Annotated in this window: 18 protein-coding genes; 6 read left to right on the top strand and 12 right to left on the bottom strand. The window is 68.0% G+C overall.

Annotated elements, in window-relative coordinates; translation table 11 throughout:
• Positions 1 to 121: 121 nt before the first annotated feature.
• Genes fahA through ACFWPH_RS26365 form a run of 8 tightly spaced genes read right to left on the bottom strand, consistent with a single transcriptional unit; the run spans position 122 to position 8,291 of the window.
• Positions 122 to 1,303, bottom strand: a complete 1,182-nt coding sequence (gene fahA / locus ACFWPH_RS26400) for a fumarylacetoacetase (protein ID WP_378754793.1) — start codon at positions 1,301 to 1,303, stop codon at positions 122 to 124.
• Positions 1,300 to 2,163: a hypothetical protein gene (locus ACFWPH_RS26395; RefSeq protein WP_378754792.1), complete on the bottom strand. Its 864-nt coding sequence runs from the start codon at positions 2,161 to 2,163 to the stop codon at positions 1,300 to 1,302. The genes fahA and ACFWPH_RS26395 overlap by 4 nt, the downstream gene beginning before the upstream one ends.
• Complete coding sequence (locus ACFWPH_RS26390; protein ID WP_378754791.1) at positions 2,160 to 3,356, bottom strand: homogentisate 1,2-dioxygenase; 1,197 nt, start codon at positions 3,354 to 3,356, stop codon at positions 2,160 to 2,162. Before ACFWPH_RS26390 ends, ACFWPH_RS26395 begins: the two co-directional genes overlap by 4 nt.
• A gap of 46 nt (positions 3,357 to 3,402) precedes the next feature.
• Complete coding sequence (locus ACFWPH_RS26385; RefSeq protein WP_378754813.1) at positions 3,403 to 4,725, bottom strand: MFS transporter; 1,323 nt, start codon at positions 4,723 to 4,725, stop codon at positions 3,403 to 3,405.
• A 19-nt stretch (positions 4,726 to 4,744) separates the two neighbouring features.
• Positions 4,745 to 6,184, bottom strand: coding sequence for an FAD-dependent oxidoreductase (locus tag ACFWPH_RS26380; protein WP_378754790.1), 1,440 nt, complete (start codon positions 6,182 to 6,184; stop codon positions 4,745 to 4,747).
• Positions 6,184 to 6,966, bottom strand: a complete 783-nt coding sequence (locus ACFWPH_RS26375) for an SDR family NAD(P)-dependent oxidoreductase (RefSeq protein WP_378754789.1) — start codon at positions 6,964 to 6,966, stop codon at positions 6,184 to 6,186. The genes ACFWPH_RS26380 and ACFWPH_RS26375 overlap by 1 nt, the downstream gene beginning before the upstream one ends.
• A complete protein-coding gene (locus tag ACFWPH_RS26370; RefSeq protein WP_378754788.1) occupies positions 6,959 to 7,795 on the bottom strand; it encodes an SDR family NAD(P)-dependent oxidoreductase in 837 nt (278 codons plus the stop codon). Before ACFWPH_RS26370 ends, ACFWPH_RS26375 begins: the two co-directional genes overlap by 8 nt.
• 49 nt (positions 7,796 to 7,844) lie before the next feature.
• Positions 7,845 to 8,291, bottom strand: coding sequence for a nuclear transport factor 2 family protein (locus ACFWPH_RS26365; protein ID WP_378754787.1), 447 nt, complete (start codon positions 8,289 to 8,291; stop codon positions 7,845 to 7,847).
• A 188-nt stretch (positions 8,292 to 8,479) separates the two neighbouring features.
• Here ACFWPH_RS26365 and ACFWPH_RS26360 point away from each other — a divergent pair, with 188 nt between their 5' ends.
• From ACFWPH_RS26360 to ACFWPH_RS26350, 3 genes are all read left to right on the top strand, one after another.
• Complete coding sequence (locus tag ACFWPH_RS26360) at positions 8,480 to 9,142, top strand: IclR family transcriptional regulator (RefSeq protein ID WP_378754812.1); 663 nt, start codon at positions 8,480 to 8,482, stop codon at positions 9,140 to 9,142.
• Between the two features lie 344 nt (positions 9,143 to 9,486).
• The gene (gene sigJ / locus ACFWPH_RS26355) at positions 9,487 to 10,431 is read left to right on the top strand and encodes an RNA polymerase sigma factor SigJ (protein ID WP_378754786.1); all 945 of its coding nucleotides are present in this window, start codon (positions 9,487 to 9,489) and stop codon (positions 10,429 to 10,431) included.
• Positions 10,432 to 10,648: 217 nt separating this feature from the next.
• The gene (locus ACFWPH_RS26350; protein WP_378754785.1) at positions 10,649 to 11,638 is read left to right on the top strand and encodes an SMI1/KNR4 family protein; all 990 of its coding nucleotides are present in this window, start codon (positions 10,649 to 10,651) and stop codon (positions 11,636 to 11,638) included.
• Positions 11,639 to 11,664: 26 nt separating this feature from the next.
• On the opposite strand, the gene ACFWPH_RS26345 is transcribed toward ACFWPH_RS26350, so the two are convergent.
• The 3 genes from ACFWPH_RS26345 to ACFWPH_RS26335 form a co-directional block, all read right to left on the bottom strand.
• Positions 11,665 to 12,603, bottom strand: coding sequence for a sigma-70 family RNA polymerase sigma factor (locus ACFWPH_RS26345; RefSeq protein WP_378754784.1), 939 nt, complete (start codon positions 12,601 to 12,603; stop codon positions 11,665 to 11,667).
• Between the two features lie 10 nt (positions 12,604 to 12,613).
• Complete coding sequence (locus tag ACFWPH_RS26340; protein ID WP_378754783.1) at positions 12,614 to 13,804, bottom strand: NAD(P)/FAD-dependent oxidoreductase; 1,191 nt, start codon at positions 13,802 to 13,804, stop codon at positions 12,614 to 12,616.
• A gap of 177 nt (positions 13,805 to 13,981) precedes the next feature.
• Complete coding sequence (locus ACFWPH_RS26335; RefSeq protein ID WP_378754782.1) at positions 13,982 to 14,215, bottom strand: hypothetical protein; 234 nt, start codon at positions 14,213 to 14,215, stop codon at positions 13,982 to 13,984.
• Positions 14,216 to 14,233: 18 nt separating this feature from the next.
• Between ACFWPH_RS26335 and ACFWPH_RS26330 the strand changes: the two genes are divergently transcribed.
• Positions 14,234 to 14,890 (top strand): hypothetical protein, encoded by a 657-nt coding sequence (locus ACFWPH_RS26330; RefSeq protein WP_378754781.1) that lies wholly within the window; start codon positions 14,234 to 14,236, stop codon positions 14,888 to 14,890.
• Between the two features lie 90 nt (positions 14,891 to 14,980).
• Here ACFWPH_RS26330 and ACFWPH_RS26325 read toward each other — a convergent pair whose 3' ends face one another.
• Positions 14,981 to 15,298: a hypothetical protein gene (locus ACFWPH_RS26325; RefSeq protein WP_378754780.1), complete on the bottom strand. Its 318-nt coding sequence runs from the start codon at positions 15,296 to 15,298 to the stop codon at positions 14,981 to 14,983.
• Between the two features lie 314 nt (positions 15,299 to 15,612).
• Between ACFWPH_RS26325 and ACFWPH_RS26320 the strand changes: the two genes are divergently transcribed.
• On the top strand, positions 15,613 to 16,488 hold the full coding sequence (locus ACFWPH_RS26320; RefSeq protein ID WP_378754779.1) for a helix-turn-helix domain-containing protein: 876 nt from the start codon (positions 15,613 to 15,615) through the stop codon (positions 16,486 to 16,488).
• On the top strand, positions 16,485 to 16,691 hold the full coding sequence (locus ACFWPH_RS26315; RefSeq protein WP_378754778.1) for a DUF397 domain-containing protein: 207 nt from the start codon (positions 16,485 to 16,487) through the stop codon (positions 16,689 to 16,691). The genes ACFWPH_RS26320 and ACFWPH_RS26315 overlap by 4 nt, the downstream gene beginning before the upstream one ends.
• Positions 16,692 to 16,986 lie beyond the last annotated feature (295 nt).

Below are 16,986 nucleotides of genomic sequence, written 5' to 3'. Positions count from 1 at the left end.
GGGGGGGGGGGGGGGGGGGGGGGGGGGGGGGGGGGGGGGGGGGGGGGGGGGGGGGGGGGGGGGGGGGGGGGGGGGGGGGGGGAAAAAAAAAAACCCCCCCCCCCCCCCCCCTCGCCCCTCATCAGCCCGCTTGTGTAGCGGGCAGGATCCGGGCCCGGACCTCCCCGAATCCGATCCGTGAGCCCGCGGGGCCGGGTGCGGTGGCGGCAATGGCGACCTCGTCGCCGTCCTGGAGGAAGGTCCGGGTCTCGCCGGCCACTTCGACGGGTTCCGCACCGCCCCAGGTGAGTTCGATGAATGCGCCGCGCTGGTCCGGTTCAGGTCCGGAGATCGTCCCGGAGGCGAAGAAATCGCCGGTGCGCGCGGTGGCACCGTTGACGGTGGTGTGGGCCAGCATCTGCGCGGGCGACCAATACATTTGGGCGTACGGCGGGCGGGAGACGGTCTGCCCGTTCCATTCGACGGTGAGATCGATATCGAGACCCCATTTCTCCGTGCCGCGCAGGTAGGGCAGCGGCTCCGGGTCCTGTACCGGGGTGTCGATCCGGGCCTCTTCGAGTGCGGCCAGCGGCACCACCCACGGTGATATCGAGGTCGCGAAGCTCTTGCCGAGGAACGGGCCCAGCGGGACGTACTCCCACGCTTGGATATCGCGGGCCGACCAGTCGTTCACCACCACGGCGCCGAAGACGTGATCGGCGAACTCGTCCGGTGTGATCACGGTGCCGGGTGCGGACGGCACCCCGACGACGAATCCGAGTTCGGCCTCGATATCGAGGCGCCGCGACGGCCCGAAGGAGGGCGCCTGTTCGGTGGGCGCTTTGCGCTGCCCACACGGGCGGACGATATCGGTGCCGGACAGGATCACGGTGCCGGCGCGGCCGTGGTAGCCGACCGGAAGATGTTTCCAGTTCGGCATGAGCGGCGCCGAATCCGGGCGGAACAGCCGGCCCAGATTGGTGGCGTGGTGTTCGGAGGCGTAGAAGTCGACGTAATCGGCGACGGCGATGGGCAGGTGCATCGTCACGTCCGCGATATCGTGCACGGCGTCCGCATCGATCTCGCCGCGGACGAGCTCGGTGATACGGGCCCGGACCCGCGCCCATTCCCGCGGGCCGCGGGCCATGAAATCGTTGAGGACCGGCCGGGCGAACACCTCGTCACCGAGTGCGCGCGCCAGGTCGACGACCTTGTCCGCCACCCGGACACCGATCCGGGGCGCGGTGCCCGGCGTGGAGAACGAGCCGTAGGGCAGATTGTCGATCCCGAACAGTGAATCGGCGGGTATGTCTATGACGGTCATGGTGCTGAACTTTCGGGGACGGGCCGCAGGGCGGCGGGAAGCAGATGCAGATCCACCAGCTCGGTCAACGGGTCGCCGATACTGCAGGTGCCGAAGGAGCGGAACACCGCCCGCACGGCGGCGGTTTCGCCGTCGGTCAGCGCGGCCAGCTGCTGGGCGAGCGCGCTACCGTCACGGTCGGCCAGTATTTCGGCGAGTTCGGCGGTATCGGCGCCGGTGAGCGCCATATGCGTCGCGAGCAGCAGGTTGAGGAACCCGTGCTGATCGAAGCCAGTGGCGGGATCGGTATTGCGGACCGCGTGGTGCAGGCCCGCGGTCGCTTTGAACGCGGTGCGGGGGGTGACAGCCGACCGGATGGCCGCGGCGAGTTCCGGTGTGCCCGGGTAGGCCTCGGCGACCACGCCGCCGGTGCGGAACTTCGCGACATACGGCGAGCCGGCGAGCCGGTCGAAGAATTCCGGCCGGCGGCCGTCCCGGGGTACCTCGACCGAGACGGCGAGCTCCGGCCATCCCGGCTTCGCCTCGGGCAGTGCCGCGAAGTACTCCTGCGCGGATTGTCCTGCCTCGGCGGCAATTTCGACGCCCACGACGGTGACCCCGGCGATCTCGGCCGCCCGGTCCAGAGCGCCGGCCACTGTGCCGGGCCCCTCGGGCGCGGTGAGGACCACCTCGATCGGTGCGGGTTGCCGCGCGGCGAGTTCGGCGAGCCGGGGAATCGGGAAGATCAGCGGACCGACCAGTGCCGCGAAGGCGCTGTCGCGGTAGCGGGCGTGCGCCGTGAGCGCGTCCGGCAGCGGCGCGTTACCGGGCGGGAAGAGCGCCGCGTCGTCGCACAGGCCGCGCAGCAGTGCGGGGATCATTCGCCCGCCTCCCCCAGCCACGACCACGCGTAGTCCGGGTCCTCGCAGGCCAGCGCCCCTTCGCCGAGTTCGAGCGGCGCGAAGGTATCGACCATGACCGCGGTCTCTTCGACGGATTCGAGCCCCAGGGAGCGTTCCATAGCGCCCGGCTGCGGACCGTGGGCGTGGCCGCCGGGATGGACCGATACCGACCCCAGGCCGATCCCGGATCCCTTGCGCGCCTCGTAGTTCCCGCCGCAGTAGAACATCACCTCGTCGGAGTCGACGTTCGAGTGGTAGTAGGGCACCGGGACGGCCAGCGGATGGTAGTCGACCTTGCGGGGAACGAAATTGCACACCACGAAACCGTTGCCTTCGAAGGTCTGGTGCACCGGCGGGGGCTGGTGCACGCGCCCGGTGATGGGTTCGAAATCCTCGATGTCGAACGTGTACGGGTACAGGCACCCGTCCCAGCCGACCACGTCGAACGGGTGTCGCGGGTACACCATCCGGGTGCCGACGATCCCGCGCGAAGTGCGGTGTTTGACCAGTACCTCGATATCGGTGCCGTCGGCGAGCAGTACCTCCGACGGCCCGTGCAGATCGCGTTCGCAGTACGGCGCGTTCTCCAGGAGTTGCCCGAACCGCGAGAGATAGCGTTTGGGCGGCGCGATATGACTGCTCGATTCGATCGCGTACGCGCGCACCGGTTCGTCACCGCGGGGGATCCAGCGATGCGTCGTGGACGTCGGGATCACCACGTAGTCGCCGGGCCGCGCCTCCAGCGCCCCGAACACCGTTTCGACCCGCGCCGCACCGGATTCCACGTAGACGACCTCGTCGCCGAGGGCGTTGCGGTACAGCGGCGAGGTCTGTTGTGCGACCACATAGGAGATCCGCACATCGGCGTTGCCCAGCAGCAGCCGGCGTCCGGTCACGATATCGGTCTGCGACCAGCTCTGCTGCGGGAACAGCTCGTGCAGTTTCAGATGCCGCGGCCGCAACGGATGGTTCGGTTCCGTGGCCTGGTCGGGCAGCTCCCAGACGGTCGATCCGGAGATCGCGGACGGTATACCGCGGTGATAGAGCAGCGACGAATCCGAGGAGAAGCCCTCCTCGCCCATCAGCTCTTCGTAGTACAGGCGGCCGCTGTCGTCGCGGTGCTGGGTGTGACGTTTCGGCGGGACATCGCCGAGCCGGCGGTAATACGCCATGCCTGCCTCCTCGGGAAGACGAGTATGTGTCGATGACGGCGCGGGGTCAGTCCACCCGCAGGGCGATGCCCTTGGTTTCCTTGATGAAGAAGACCGTCACCAGCGTGAGGAGCGCGCAGAACACGAAGTATCCGGCGGGCGCCAGCGAATTGCCGGTGAGATCGATGAGATAGGTCGCGATGAACGGCGCCGTACCGCCGAGCAGCATATTGGTGGTGTTGTTGCCCAGGGCCAGACCGCTGTAGCGCACCGAGGCCTTGAGCATTTCCACGTAGGTCACATACGAGGCACCGTTGACGACCGAGACGCAGATGAACAGCACCGACTGCCCGACCACTGCCTGCCATGCCCCCGACCCGGACATCAGCATGAACATCGGGACGCCGAGGATCGCGGCGGCGGCGCTACCGCCGAACAGCACCGGTTTGCGGCCGTAGCGGTCGGCGAGATAGCCGGCGATCGGCAGGGTGATGACACCGAGTACCAGTGCGAGCGAGGTGGACAGGAAGGCCATCGTCGAGGAATGACCGCCGGAGGTCTGCAGGTAGGTGGCGGCGTACACCGAGGCGATGTAGTAGCCGCCGGTGATCAGGGCGCCGAGGAAGATGATCTTCACGACCGCGCCGCCGGAGGTGCTCAGCAACTCCATGATCGGCAGCTTCTTCGTCTCACCCTTCTCCGAGAGCTTCTCGAACTGCGGCGTGTCCTCCATATGGTTGCGGATCCAGATGCCGACGACACCGATCACCACACTCAGCAGGAACGGGATACGCCACGCCCAGGAGAGAATGGTTTCCTCGTCGAAGAACGAGGTCAGCCCCAGCGCCACCAGTGAGGCCACGAGCGAGCCGAGGTAGGTACCCGAATTGACCATCGAGGTCTGCGTCGCCCGCCAGCGCGCCGGCGCCGATTCGGAGACGAACGCGTTGGCGCCACCGAGTTCCCCGCCCGCGGCGAAACCCTGCACACACCGGGCCAGCACCAGGATGGCCGTGGCCCAGACGCCGAGCGTGACATAGGTGGGGAGCAGCCCCATGACCACCGTGGCGATCACCATCAGCAGGATGGTCCACGACAGCGCGCTCTTGCGGCCGTAGCGGTCACCGATATGGCCGAAGAAGATCCCGCCGGGGATCCGCAGGAAGAAGGCCACCGCGAAGGCCGCGAAGGTCCCCAGCATCGCGGCCGTATCGTTCTCCGAGACGAAGAACAGCGAGGCGATCACCGTCGCCATATAGCCGTAGATGCCGAAGTCGTAGTACTCGACGACGGTGCCGACGACCGCCGCGCGGACCACCTTCACCGGCGACTGCGCCTTGGCCGGGCCGGTGCCGGCGGCCGATTCGGAGCGGTGCGCTGCTTCGGGCATCAGCTCGTTTCCCAACATGTCATCGTCCTTGTGCGTTCGAAAGGGTGCGCGACGCGAGCGCCGCGCTGCGGCCGGCGATCCGGCCCATGGTGAGCGCGTTGGCGACAGCGTTGCCGCCGCCGACGTACCGCAGTCCGAGAACCCCGCCGCCCGCCTCACCGGCGGCGAACAGTCCCGCCACCGGTGCGCCGGTGGTATCGAGCACGGCGGCGCGCGCGTCGATCTCGAGGCCGGTGTGGGTGCAGACCAGTTCCGCGGGCAGGATCCTGGCCGCGTAGAAGGGCCCGGTTTCGATCGGGTCCAGTGGCCCCGTCACACCTTTCGCGGCCAGTGAGACGTGCCGGCGGAATTCGGTGTCGTGGCCCGCGGGCACTTCGGCGTTCCACCGGTCGATACTCGTGCGCAGGGCAGCGGCCGGGACTCCGATGGCTGCCGCGAGCTCGTCCCAGCTGCCGGCCTGCACTGTACGCCCGGCCGCGACCTCTTCGGCCACCCGTTCGGCGGTCCAGTCGGTGTAGCCGGGGGCCAGCCCGGTCCGGGCCTTCTCGTCGAAGATCATCCAGGCGTAGCCGCCGTGCCGGTCCAGGATTCCGGTGGAGACGGCATAGGACGCGTCCTCGTCCATGAAACGCCGGCCCTGCGGGTTCACATAGATCCGCGAGGCGGGCGGGAACCCGGACTGCCAATGGTGGTAGCGCTGGAAGTACACGGTGGGCATGAGCAGGCCCCAGCCGTGGCCGGTCAGCGACGCACCGGTGTCTTCGCCGAAGCGCAGATGGTCGCCCCGGCTGCCCGGTGCGGCTACGACGAACAGGGAGTCGCCCGCCGCCCGCGCGTCGGGGAAGTAGCGGTCCACGAATTCGGGGTCCTGGGCGAAACCACCGGAGGCGACGACGACCGCCCCCGCACGCATATCGATCCCGTCGGCGACGACTCCGGCCACCCGTCCCTGCTCGACCAGCAGTTTTTCCACCCGAGTGCCCAGCACGACCTCGATCCCGTGCGCGCGGGCGGCCCCGGCGAGGACCTGGACGAGACCGTAGCCCTGGTCCTTCGGTACGTGCCCGCGCCACACGTCCTCCACTCCCGCACGGGTCAGGCCCGGCTGGTGCGCGTTACCGGAAACAGCCGCCGGGACCTCGAGGCCGAGGCCGATGAGCCATTCGAGTGTCGGTCCGGCATTCTCGCAGAAGGCGTGGATCAGGCCGGGGCGCAACACCCACTGGTTGAGGTCCATGTAGTGCTGGAAGAACTTTTCCGGCGAATCCTCGATCCCGAGGGCCCGCTGCACACTGGTGCCCGCCGCGGTGAACAGGCCCGCAGACAGCTGGGTGGAGCCGCCGAGTTCCCGTTCGGATTCGAACAGCAGTACCGAGGCGCCGTCTTCGGCAGCGGCGACCGCGGCCGCCAGGCCGGCCCCGCCGCCGCCGATCACGATGACATCGAATTCGTCGTCCATTACAGACTCCCCTCGGTATCGGCGAGGATGCGGTGGTACAGGCCGTTGGAGACCAGCCCGCCGTCGACGGTGACCTCGCTGCCCGTCATATAGCTCGACCGGTTCGAGAGCAGATGCAGTACCGCATCGGTGATCTCCTCGGGCGCGCCCATCCGTCCCATCGGAATGGACCGCAGTGACGATTCGACGAACCCGCCCGAACCGGTGACGAGCGCGGTCCCGACCAGACCCGGATGAACGGAGTTGACCCGGATACCCCATTTCGCCAGGCCACCGGCCGCCGATTTCGACAGCCCGGTCAGACCCCATTTGCTGGCCGAATACGCCGGGGAGAAGTACCCGATCTGCCCGGTGATCGAGGAGATGTTGACGATGGAGCCACCGCCGGAGTCACGCATGAGCGGCGCCACGGCCTGCATCCCGTAGAAGGGGCCGAACAGGTTGATCCGCAGCGTGCGCTCCCAGATATCGTCCGGGGTATCGGTGAATTCCAGCCGCCGCGAGATTCCGGCATTGTTGACCAGGCCGCCGAGTTCCCCGCGCTGCGTGCGGATCTCGTCGACAACCCGGTCCCAGGCGGATCGGTCGGCGACATCGAGCAGATGCGCGCTGGCCGAACCACCGGCCGCGGTGACCTCCGCGACCAGTTCGGTGGTGTCGGTGATATCCGCGGCACACACATGGGTGCCGAGTGCGCCGAGCGCCCCGGCATGAGCCGCGCCCATTCCGGCCGCGGCACCGGTCACCAGGACGACTCCGGGATAGTCGGGCCGGTCAGACATGGCGGGACCCGCCGTCTACGGCGATGCTGTGGCCGGTGATGTAGCGGGCGCTGTCGGACAGCAGGAACAGCAGCGGCCCGAAAACTTCCTCCGGCGATCCGAGCCGGTGCAGTGGGACCACCTCGAGGGCGTGCGCGAGCGCGGCGGGATCGTCCTGGACCCAGCGGGTCATGGCGGTGTCGATATAGCCGGGAGCAATGGAATTCACCCGGATCCCCTTGTCACCGAATTCGACCGCGAGCGATTCGGTCATGTGGGCGACAGCGGCCTTAGAGGTGCAGTAGGCGCCCCGGCCCTTGCGCACCCGCAGCGCGGAGACCGACGACATGTTCACGATCGCGCTGCCGGGGCGCATATGCCGTGCCGCGGCTTGCGCGCCGTACAGCACGCCCTCGACATTCACCCGCAGGGTCGCGCCGATCTGCTCGGGCGAGATGTCCTCGGCCGGCGCGAACGGGAAGATCCCGGCGTTGTTGATCCAGAAGTCGATCCGCTCGAATTCGGCGACGGCACGCCGGGCGAGTTCCTCGTGGTCGGCGGGCGCGGTGACATCGGCCCGCATACCCACGACCCGGCCCGGTGGTACGTCCGAGCCGTTCCCGGCACGTTCGGCGTTGATCCGGTCCGCGGTGGTGACGACCTGTTCCTCGTTGATATCCGCGGCCACCACCGACACTCCCCGCGCGGCCAGTCCCGCCGCGAATACCGCACCCATCCCCTGGGCCGCACCGGTGACAACGGCGACCTTGCCCGCCATTTCCGGATACTGCGCGGTCATCGGGGTCGCGACGGTGTGGCCAGGATTGTCCCGGTCCGTGGTGGTGCTCATTGCTGGTCCTTCCTGAGATGAAGAAGAGAGAAAGTCGAGGTGACCGGCGTCAGGCCGGAGGTGTGTCGTCGCGCGAGACGCGGCGGTGCGCGATCTTCCAGCCCTCGCCGGTGCGCTGGAGGCGGTCCTCGAAGGTGGTCATCCGCACCAGCAGCGAGCGCCCACCGCGGGGGGTGGCGACGATCTGCAAGTAGGCGCCGGCCTCGAGCGTCGAGTCGTCGAGCTGCCGGATCGCGATATTGGTGACCACGTGCCGGTGGATCTCATCCGCCGCCCGCGCTGCCTGGTAGAAACCGCGCGCGAAATCGGTGAGCGCGGCCCGGCCCGCCACCGGTTCGGGGTAGCTCGGTGAATGGAATTCCCCGGCCACGGTGAACGTGGCCGCCCAGTCGGCAGCGCGGCCAGTGTCTATGTAGTGGCTCTGGAAGCCGTACAGCTGGTGGACCGCGGCCACCGTGGCCGGATCGGGCAGGCCTCCGGGCGACACCGTGTTCATCGACATTCTCCTCAAGTGATCGCTGATCGGCCGGGTTGCCCCACACCGGGACCGTGCGATAATCGCACACACTGTGCGATATGCATGAAGGCTAAGTGTCCGCCCTCACAGAAGTCAAGAAGGACGAGATGAACCACAGCACGGCACCGGCCGGCGAGCGCACGCCCGCCGTCGAGCTCGACTCCGGAATGTCGAAAACGCTGCACCACGGATTGGCAATCCTCGAGGTGCTCTCCCGCCATCCGCACGGGCTGTCGACCAGCGATCTCGCCGACGCGGTCGGCGTGCACCGGACGGTCGCGCACCGGCTGGTCCGCACCCTCGAGGCCCACCGCCTGTGCCGCCGGGACGACACCAAACGGGTCACGCTCGGCACGGGCCTGGTCACACTGGCCGAGCCGGTGGAACAGGATCTGCGGACCGTGGCCCGGCCGGTGATGGAGGATCTCGCCGAACGTACCCGCGCCACCGTCCACCTCGTTCTCCGCGAGAGCGCGTCCGAGGTGCGCGCGCTGGTGGTCGTGGAACCACGCAACGCCGAAGTCCATGTGGCGTTCCGGCCGGGTCAGGTACACGCCATCGACCGAGGGTCGGCCGGGTTGGCCATGCTGGCCGCCCTGCCACCGGCCCCCGGCGAACGCCCGGAGGTGGAGGCGGCCCGCGACCGTGGTTACGCCGTCACCCGCGGTGAGGTCGTCTCCACGGTGTACGGCATCTCGGCCCTCATCCCCCGCCGCCGCGGCGCACCGCTGTCCTCGATCGGCATCTCGGTATTCGAGATCGACGACGAACGCGCACTCGCCGCCGCCGTCGCCGAAGCCGCCCGGCAGCTGGGCACACTCCTGCACTGACGCAGCAGGACTCTTCGGCACGGCCGAACCCGCTGGGCCGGGGCAACCGCCCGGCGGGTTACGAGCCGATTCCGCGCGTTCCGCCGTGCGGATCCGACCGGCGGGCTCACACGGCGCCAACGGGCCGTGCAGTTCCGCCGAGGTACGGACCTGGTGGATCGGCGGCAGCTATGGCGACCGGCCGCGCACGATCGCACCGGAACGCTCGTCACCGGCCTGCGCGATGAGTCTGCCCCGACAGCATGCGAAAACGCCGTATCGGGCAAATCAGTGACCGGGCACCTTCCCGAGAGGCAGGCCGGGCCGACTGGACTCGGTCTGCGGGCATAGCCGACGATGTAGTGATGTCGCTCAGTTCGCACGAGGCCGATCTCTTCGAAGGATTGCGGGGACGGTTCGAGGCGATCGCCTACCGGCTGCTGGGGTCGGCCACGGATGCCGAGGATGCGGTGCAGGAGACGTTCCTGCGCTGGCATACGGCAGACCGGGAGCGGATCGAAACACCCGAGGCGTGGCTGACGAAGGTACTGACCAACCTCTGCCTCAACCAGCTGACCTCGGCGCGGGTCAGACGGGAAACCTATGTGGGCCAGTGGCTTCCGGAACCGGTGCTGGCCGGTGATCCGATGCTCGGCCCCGCCGATACCGTCGAGCAACGCGAATCGGTCTCGCTCGCGATGCTCACCCTCCTGGAACGGCTGTCGCCGAAGGAACGTGCGGTGTATGTGCTGCGTGAGGCATTCGGGTATCGGCATCGGGAGATCGCGGAGATACTCGATATCGGCGAGGCGAACTGCCAGCAGATCTACCGGCGCGCCGGACAGCACATGACCACCGAGCGGTCCCGTACTCCGGTGGACGAGGCGACCGCGCAGAAAATCGTCGAGGAATTCCTGACCGCCGCTCTCAGCGGCAATACCGAACCCCTGATCCGGTTACTCACCGGCGATGCGGTCAGCATCGCCGATGGCGGCGGCCGGGTCCCTGCACGCCGGGGCCCGGTGCTCGGCGGCTTCGCCATCGCCCGCTACCTGAGTGGCCTGTTCCGGCCGACCGATGCCAGAAGGGCGTACCTCGGAGGCGGATTGTCCTTCTACAGCGTCACCGTCAATGACGGGCCGGCCCTGCTGGCCGAGGTCGGCGGACAGGTCCTGGGCGTCTTCTGCCTCGACCCGGTGCCCGGCGGTATCCAGGCGGTCCGCATCCATGTCAACCCGGACAAACTGGTTCGGCTCCAGCGGCGATGGGCTGCCACGGCACCCCATCGCCCCTTCCCTGTGGAGTGGTGATCCGGCGATCGGGTTCACGGATACGGAAGGGCCTGCCCGCCGCGCTCACCATGCTGGCCACCGGCTCGCCCTCGCCGCTGGAGATCGGCCGCCGCATCATCGCCCGCTGATCACCACCCGGCCCCCTCCCTCGCTCCGGACTGAACCACCGCAACCGATCACCGCCGGCCGAACGCCGCGGGCATACGAACCCGGTTACCCCCGGTAGATTCAGAGCGTGCATCCGCTTGTGACCCGGCTCGATCGCTGGCTGGCAGCGAACCGGCCCGGCTATTACGCTGCACTCCGGCCCGGCGCTGCGGACACCGATATCGACGAGATCACCACGCGCGTCGGCAGCGAAATTCCCCCGCTGCTCCGGGAGCTGCTCACCTGGCGCAACGGCCAGGACCGCGACTACCGGGGCACCCTGCTGGCACTGTGGGAACCCCTGTCGGCCGACGAGATCGCGGGCGCCCTCGATATGTTCGCCGACCTCGTGGCCGATGACGATTTCGCCGGCCAGTGGGGCGAGGACTGGATCCCTTTCCTGGGCAACAGCTACGGCGATCACATGTGTATCGACCTCCGGGGCGCCTTCGACGGCGAACCCGGGCAGATCGTGGTGTTCCACTGCAAGGACGAATTCCGCGATATCGTTTTCCCCTCCCTGGAGGCATGGCTCGAAACCCTGGTCATCGCCTTCGAAACGGGCATGGCAGCCAAGGATGACACCGAGCCGCAGTGTCCGTACACGGACGACGAGCTCGATGCATGGCTCGAAACCCCGGAAATCGCCCTCGAAACGGGCATGGTGGCCGAGGCGGACCTCCAGCCGCAGTATCCGCACACACTCGACGAGGACGACAGCCCGGAGCAAGGCATCGAAAAGAACCCCGAGCAGGACGTCGAGGAGAGCCCCGAGCAGGACGCCGGCGACGACCCCGATGTCTGGCACCTGGTGGACGACGACGCGTACGAAGCGTTCTGCGCGTCGCGGTATCCCGGATACCCGCGAACAGTGATATGGCCGGATTACAGCCCCGACCCCGACCCCGCCCCGGCCGACGGCACGGCAGCACCCATCCAGGGCATCCTGCACTCCCTCGACATGGACCGGCTGCGCTCCGTACCACGCGCATCGGGGCACACCAACCCCGTGATCGATTCGGCATTCGATCGCTTGTCCGGCGGACACAACTCCGGCGACAGCACCCGCGAGCGCTGACCGGCGCGAAGGAATCCTGTTTCTGTTCACCAGTTTCCGAGAACAGGGTCAGGGTGCTCCGTGCGCTGCCACTGCGCGGTGAGGCGACCCAGCCGGTGCGCGGCAGCCATCCCGCAGACGGCCGCGACCTTGTGGTCGTCGCGGACTTCCAGTACCACCACGCCCACCACTCGGTCCTCACTCACCGCGATCATGGCCGGATCGCCGTTCACCAGACCCGCGTGGATGGACAGCGGTGCACCGACCAGCCGGCGCTTGGCCGCGGTCGGTTTGAAGCCCGCGCGCAGGGTGGTCGCGATCCGGCGGGGAGTCTGCAGGAACTGGAGCTTCGCGGCGAGCCCCGCGCCGTCGGAGATCGCGGTCGCGTCATCGGTCAGCAGGGCCACCAGCTGCTCGGTGCGGCCCGAGGAGGCGGCGGCGACGAAGGCCTCCACGATCCGGCGGGCGGACGCACGGTCGGCGGCACCGCCGTTTCGTCCGGCGGCGATCCGCTGCCGCGCCCGGTGGGTGTGCTGCTGGCTGGCCGATTCGGAGATGTCGAGGATTTCGCCGATCTCGGCGTGCCCGTAGGAAAACGCTTCGCGCAGAACGTAGACCGCGCGTTCGACCGGGGACAGCTGCTCCATCAGCCGCAGCACCGCCAGGGTTACCGATTCGCGCTGTTCGACGGTATCGGCCGGGCCCAGCATGGGGTCGCCGTCCAGCAGTGGTTCGGGCAGCCAGGTGCCGGCCGCGCGTTCGTGCCGGGCGCGCGCCGAGCGCAGCCGGTCCAGCGACAGGTTGGTCACCACCTTGGTGAGCCAGGCTTCGGGGATCTCGATGCGGTCGCGGTCGGCGGCCTGCCAGCGCAGGAACGCATCCTGCACGACGTCCTCGGCGTCGGCGGCCGACCCGAGCAACCGGTACGCCAGCGAGGCCAGCCGGGATCGGCCGGCCTCGAAGCGTTCCACGGTGGCAGTGTCCACGATCGCCACTTTAGGCCGCGACCTCCTCGTTGCGCCGCCGCGGCACGTCCGCGAGATGATGCCTGCGGGTGGGCCTGCCGTAGGTCGGGTGGCGCAGGCTCCACGGCCCCCCGTTCAGAATGGCGGCCTTGACCCGCGCGGCGGGGCGGCCCCGCAGAGCCCAGGACTTCGACCGCTCGGCAGCGTCGACGAGTTGGAAGATCCCGTCTTTGCGGCCGAGGCTGATGTGGTTGCCCACGTACGACAGCGAGGTCTCGGGTGCCTCGCGGCCGGTGAGGTCGCCGACGATCGCGGCCACCGCCTGCATGGCGGTGAATCCCGCCGACGCACAGGACATCGGCAGCGGCCGGCCGTTGTCGCGGACGGCGAAAGCGCTGTCGCCGGCGGCATAGACGCCCGGATGCGATACCGACCGCATCATCCGGTCCACCCGGATCCGCCCGTTCTCCTCGACCGCGAGCCCGCTGGCGGCGGCCACCGGATGGACGGCGAATCCGGCCGCCCAGACGGTGGCGTCGGCGGGCAGAACAGTGCCGTCGGCGGCGACAGCGTAGGACTCCTCGACCCGTTCGACAGTGGTGTTCTCGTGGACGGTGATCCCGAACCGGTCGAATGCCCGGAACAGATGCCGCCGGGCCGAGGGCCCGAGCCAGCCGCCCAGTTCGCCGGTGGTCGCGAGTGTGACCTGGAGTCCGGGCCGGGATTCGGCAAGTTCGGGGGCGGCCTCGATCGCGGTGAGATTGCCGCCGACGACGAGCACTGTCCCGTTACCTCCGAGGTCGTCCAGACGCTGCCGCAGCCGTAGCGCCGACGGCCGCCCGGCCACGTGGAAGGCATGCTCGGCGACTCCCGGCACATCGTGCTGGGCGGCGGTGCTGCCGAGCGTGTAGAGAAGAGTGTCGTATTCGAGCCGGCCGGTCCCGTCGGCGCCGGTCACGGTGACGGTCCGCTGTTCGGCATCGACCGCTTCGACCCGACCCACCAGCAGCCTGATACCGGTACCGGCGAACACTTCCGCCAGGTCGTGCCGGCGCAGTTCCTGGCCCGCGGCGAGCTGATGCAGGCGCATCCGTTCGACGAAATCCGGTTCGGCATTGACAACGGTGACCTCGACCTCGTCGCGATGCAGCCGCCGCGCGAGCAGTCCTGCGGCATAGGCGCCGGCGTATCCGGCCCCCAGGACCATGATGCGGTGCTTCATAACGTGCTCCTGTCCGGTTCGCGTGAACCTCTCGTTCGCGTGCCCTCTGAACGGGACAGCGATCGGATTCCTGACAGAACTGGACGGTGATGTGGATCACTATTATCGCGTGCCGTCGCAGAGTGGCCGCGCGTGCGCCGCAGCCGAGGCATATCGCCCGTCACCACGGCCGTATCGTCACCGCCGGAAGACCCGCCGCGCCCACGCGCGCAACCGCACACCGCGCGATTCCGGTTCGGGTGTCTCGGCGGTCTCCGCGGCCGCCACCGCCTGGGCGAACCGGGCGTGCAACTGCTCGCGGACCTGATCCGGTGTGTAGGCCCGGCGGCGCCGCTCGGCGCGCACCACCACCACACCGGTGGCCACCACACCGGCCGCTCCCGCCAAACCCAGCACCTTCCACCACCTCATACCCCTTAGGCTACTTGTATGGCGGGTACGGGCATCGATCTCGAGCGGGCTGTCGAGATCACCAGAACGGGCGATATCTGGTTGTTCCGTGGACATTCCACGGCCGACCGGATGATCAGGATGACCACGAACAGCCCCGTCAACCATGTCGGGATGGCGGTGGTGATCGACGATCTACCGGCCCTGATCTGGCATGCCGAACTCGGTCGCTCACTCACCGATATGTGGTCGGGCACCACCCATCGCGGCGCCCAATTGCACAACCTGCGCGACGCAGTGATGGTGTGGGCCAACAAGTACGGGCAGCAGGCCTGGCTCCGCCAGCTCGATCCCCCCGCCACCCGCAAGATGGAAGACGGTGTGCTGCGCACCGTCGCCCGGCTCGACGGCACCCCCTTCCCCTCGACCGCCGCCCTCGCCGGCCGCTGGTTCCGCGGCCGAATCCAGTTGCCGCGCCGCCGCTCCCGCCGACCCGATGCGCGCGAAGTCGAAAACGCCTACTGCGCGGAGATCGTGGCTGCCACCTACCAGGCAATGGGTCTGCTACCGGAGGACCGTAGCCCCGACTGGTACGACCCGGGCCGATTCTGGAGCGGCGACCACCTGCGCCTCACCGATGGTCATACGCTAGGCGGCGAGGTCGCGGTCGACGTACCGGCCGAAACCACGAGCTGACCGACCCGGCCCGCTAACGCTGCGGCCAGAACACAGCCCACAGCAGCACTCCCAGCGGCAACCCGATCGCCACCACCAGGCCGAACTCTCTCACCGCCGATCCAGATCGACTACAGGCCAGCGATACCCGAGCGGATAGACCCGCATAGGCGTGACGAGAGCAGCGATATCGGTTATCGCATGACGTACCGCATCGGCATGCGCGAACGACGGAACCACGACCGCAGCCGCGTCGTGTTCCATGACGGCCCCACACAGAATGAGCGCGGTGGCCAGCGGGCCGGTGTCGAGCCGGACCGTCCACACGATCCGGTACCCGTGCCGCTCGGCAACCCGATGGATATCCACACCGTCGCCGTACACATCACGCCGCTCCAGCCCGATCGCTTTCGGCACCTTGCCGTCCATCTGACCTCTTTCGAATCGAAGCGCTGGGAGCACCCGGAACCGAGGCCGGGACCGCACCACCCGGCAACGATGCTCCTCGACCGCGCCGGATGTCCCACCGGCACACTCAGCTGCCGCGGGCTTTCCCGGTTCCGGATGCGAGGCCAGTAGACATGCGGAACCTCGTTGTGGACAGCCTGTTTGGATGATCCCCGGAAGTTCGCCCAATCCCCCAGCAAACCGTCCGCATTACGGGCACAATCTGTTCCAGTGCGATCTGTCAGGCCATCCACAAAACGAGCGTGGGCCACCCACAATCAGGGGGGAACGAATCCATGGGGAAAATACCGACCACAATCCCGCGCCGCCAGCTCGGCCGTCGACTCCGCGATATGCGACAGGAAGCGGGAATATCGATCCAGGACGCCGCCAGGCTCATCGAACGGGGAGCCGGTACCCTTCAACGCCTGGAAAAAGGTGAGGCCAATCGTATCCGGATGCTCGATATCCAGGCGCTCTGCCAGATCTACGACCAGATGGACGAGCTTCCCGGGCTCTTGGAGCTTGCGAAGGTGGCCGCAAGCAAGGACGGCGAGCAGGGGCTGTGGTGGAACGAGTACGGCGACGCCATCCGGGACGACTTCGAGCTGTACGTCAGATTGGAGGCATCGGCCTCGAAGCTGACCGTGTACCGATCCGAGATCATTCCGGGTCTGTTCCAAACTCCCGAATACGCAAGGACATTGGGCGCTCGATACTTCTCGGATACCTCGTCGAGAGAGATCGAGCAGGTTGTGACCGTGCGGCTGAACAGGCAGCGGATAATCACCCGACGTCGCAACCCGGTCGAGGTCGACCTGCTGCTGGATGAGAGCGCGCTCCGCCGGGTCGTCGGCAGCCCGAAGGTCATGGCAGCGGCACTGCGCCATCTCGCAGATTTGCCCGCAAACGTAACCGTCCGGGTGTTGCCCTTCTCCGCCGGATTTCCACTCGGGGTTGCCTGTGGTCCGTTCGTTGTCCTCGACTTCGATCGCGCGACCGGCGAGCCCCCCACCGTGTACGTGGAGGGATATCGGGGCAACCTGTACTACGACCGGGCCGAAGCTGTTGCCCAGTACCGGGACACTTTCCGGACGCTGCAAGCGGTAGCGTCGTCTCCGGCAGACAGCAAACACATGCTTCGGCGGATAGCTAGGGAGTACGAGCGGTGAACGTTGACCTATCCGGAGCGGAGTGGTTCAAATCGAGCCACAGCGGCGGAACCAACGAGTGCGTAGAAATCGCGCACCTCGACAGCGGCATGGTCGGTGTCCGTGACTCCAAGAACCCGGCCGGGCCGGCATTGGTCTTCACCCCCGGCCAGTGGGACGCATTCCTGACCAGCGCCGCCGGCAGCGAGTTCGGTCGGTCGTAAGACCGCGCCGCCGGATTCTGCAGAGCCTCGAAACGTGTCGCGGATTCTCAGAATGGTGGCGGCGTCGCGGCGGATCCGACGTAGCTCCAGATTCGGCCGGTCCGGTTTCCGACGCCACTTGCTGCCGGTGACCGCGGAACCCGGTACTCGTTGAATCTCGAATGGGGCTACCGGCCGCTCATCACCTACGAGTTGGTGGTAGTTCAGCTGGCGGTTGCCGGCGCGTGAGAGCCGGTGTCGGCGAGCGTCTGCCGAGGATCCGAGGGAGATGCTGGCAGGACGTGGATATCAACAC

Origin of the sequence: Nocardia sp. NPDC058499 (assembly GCF_042719915.1) — a bacterium.
In the GTDB taxonomy this organism is placed as follows: Bacteria; Actinomycetota; Actinomycetes; order Mycobacteriales; family Mycobacteriaceae; genus Nocardia.
This window is presented reverse-complemented; position numbering and strand designations above follow the sequence as displayed.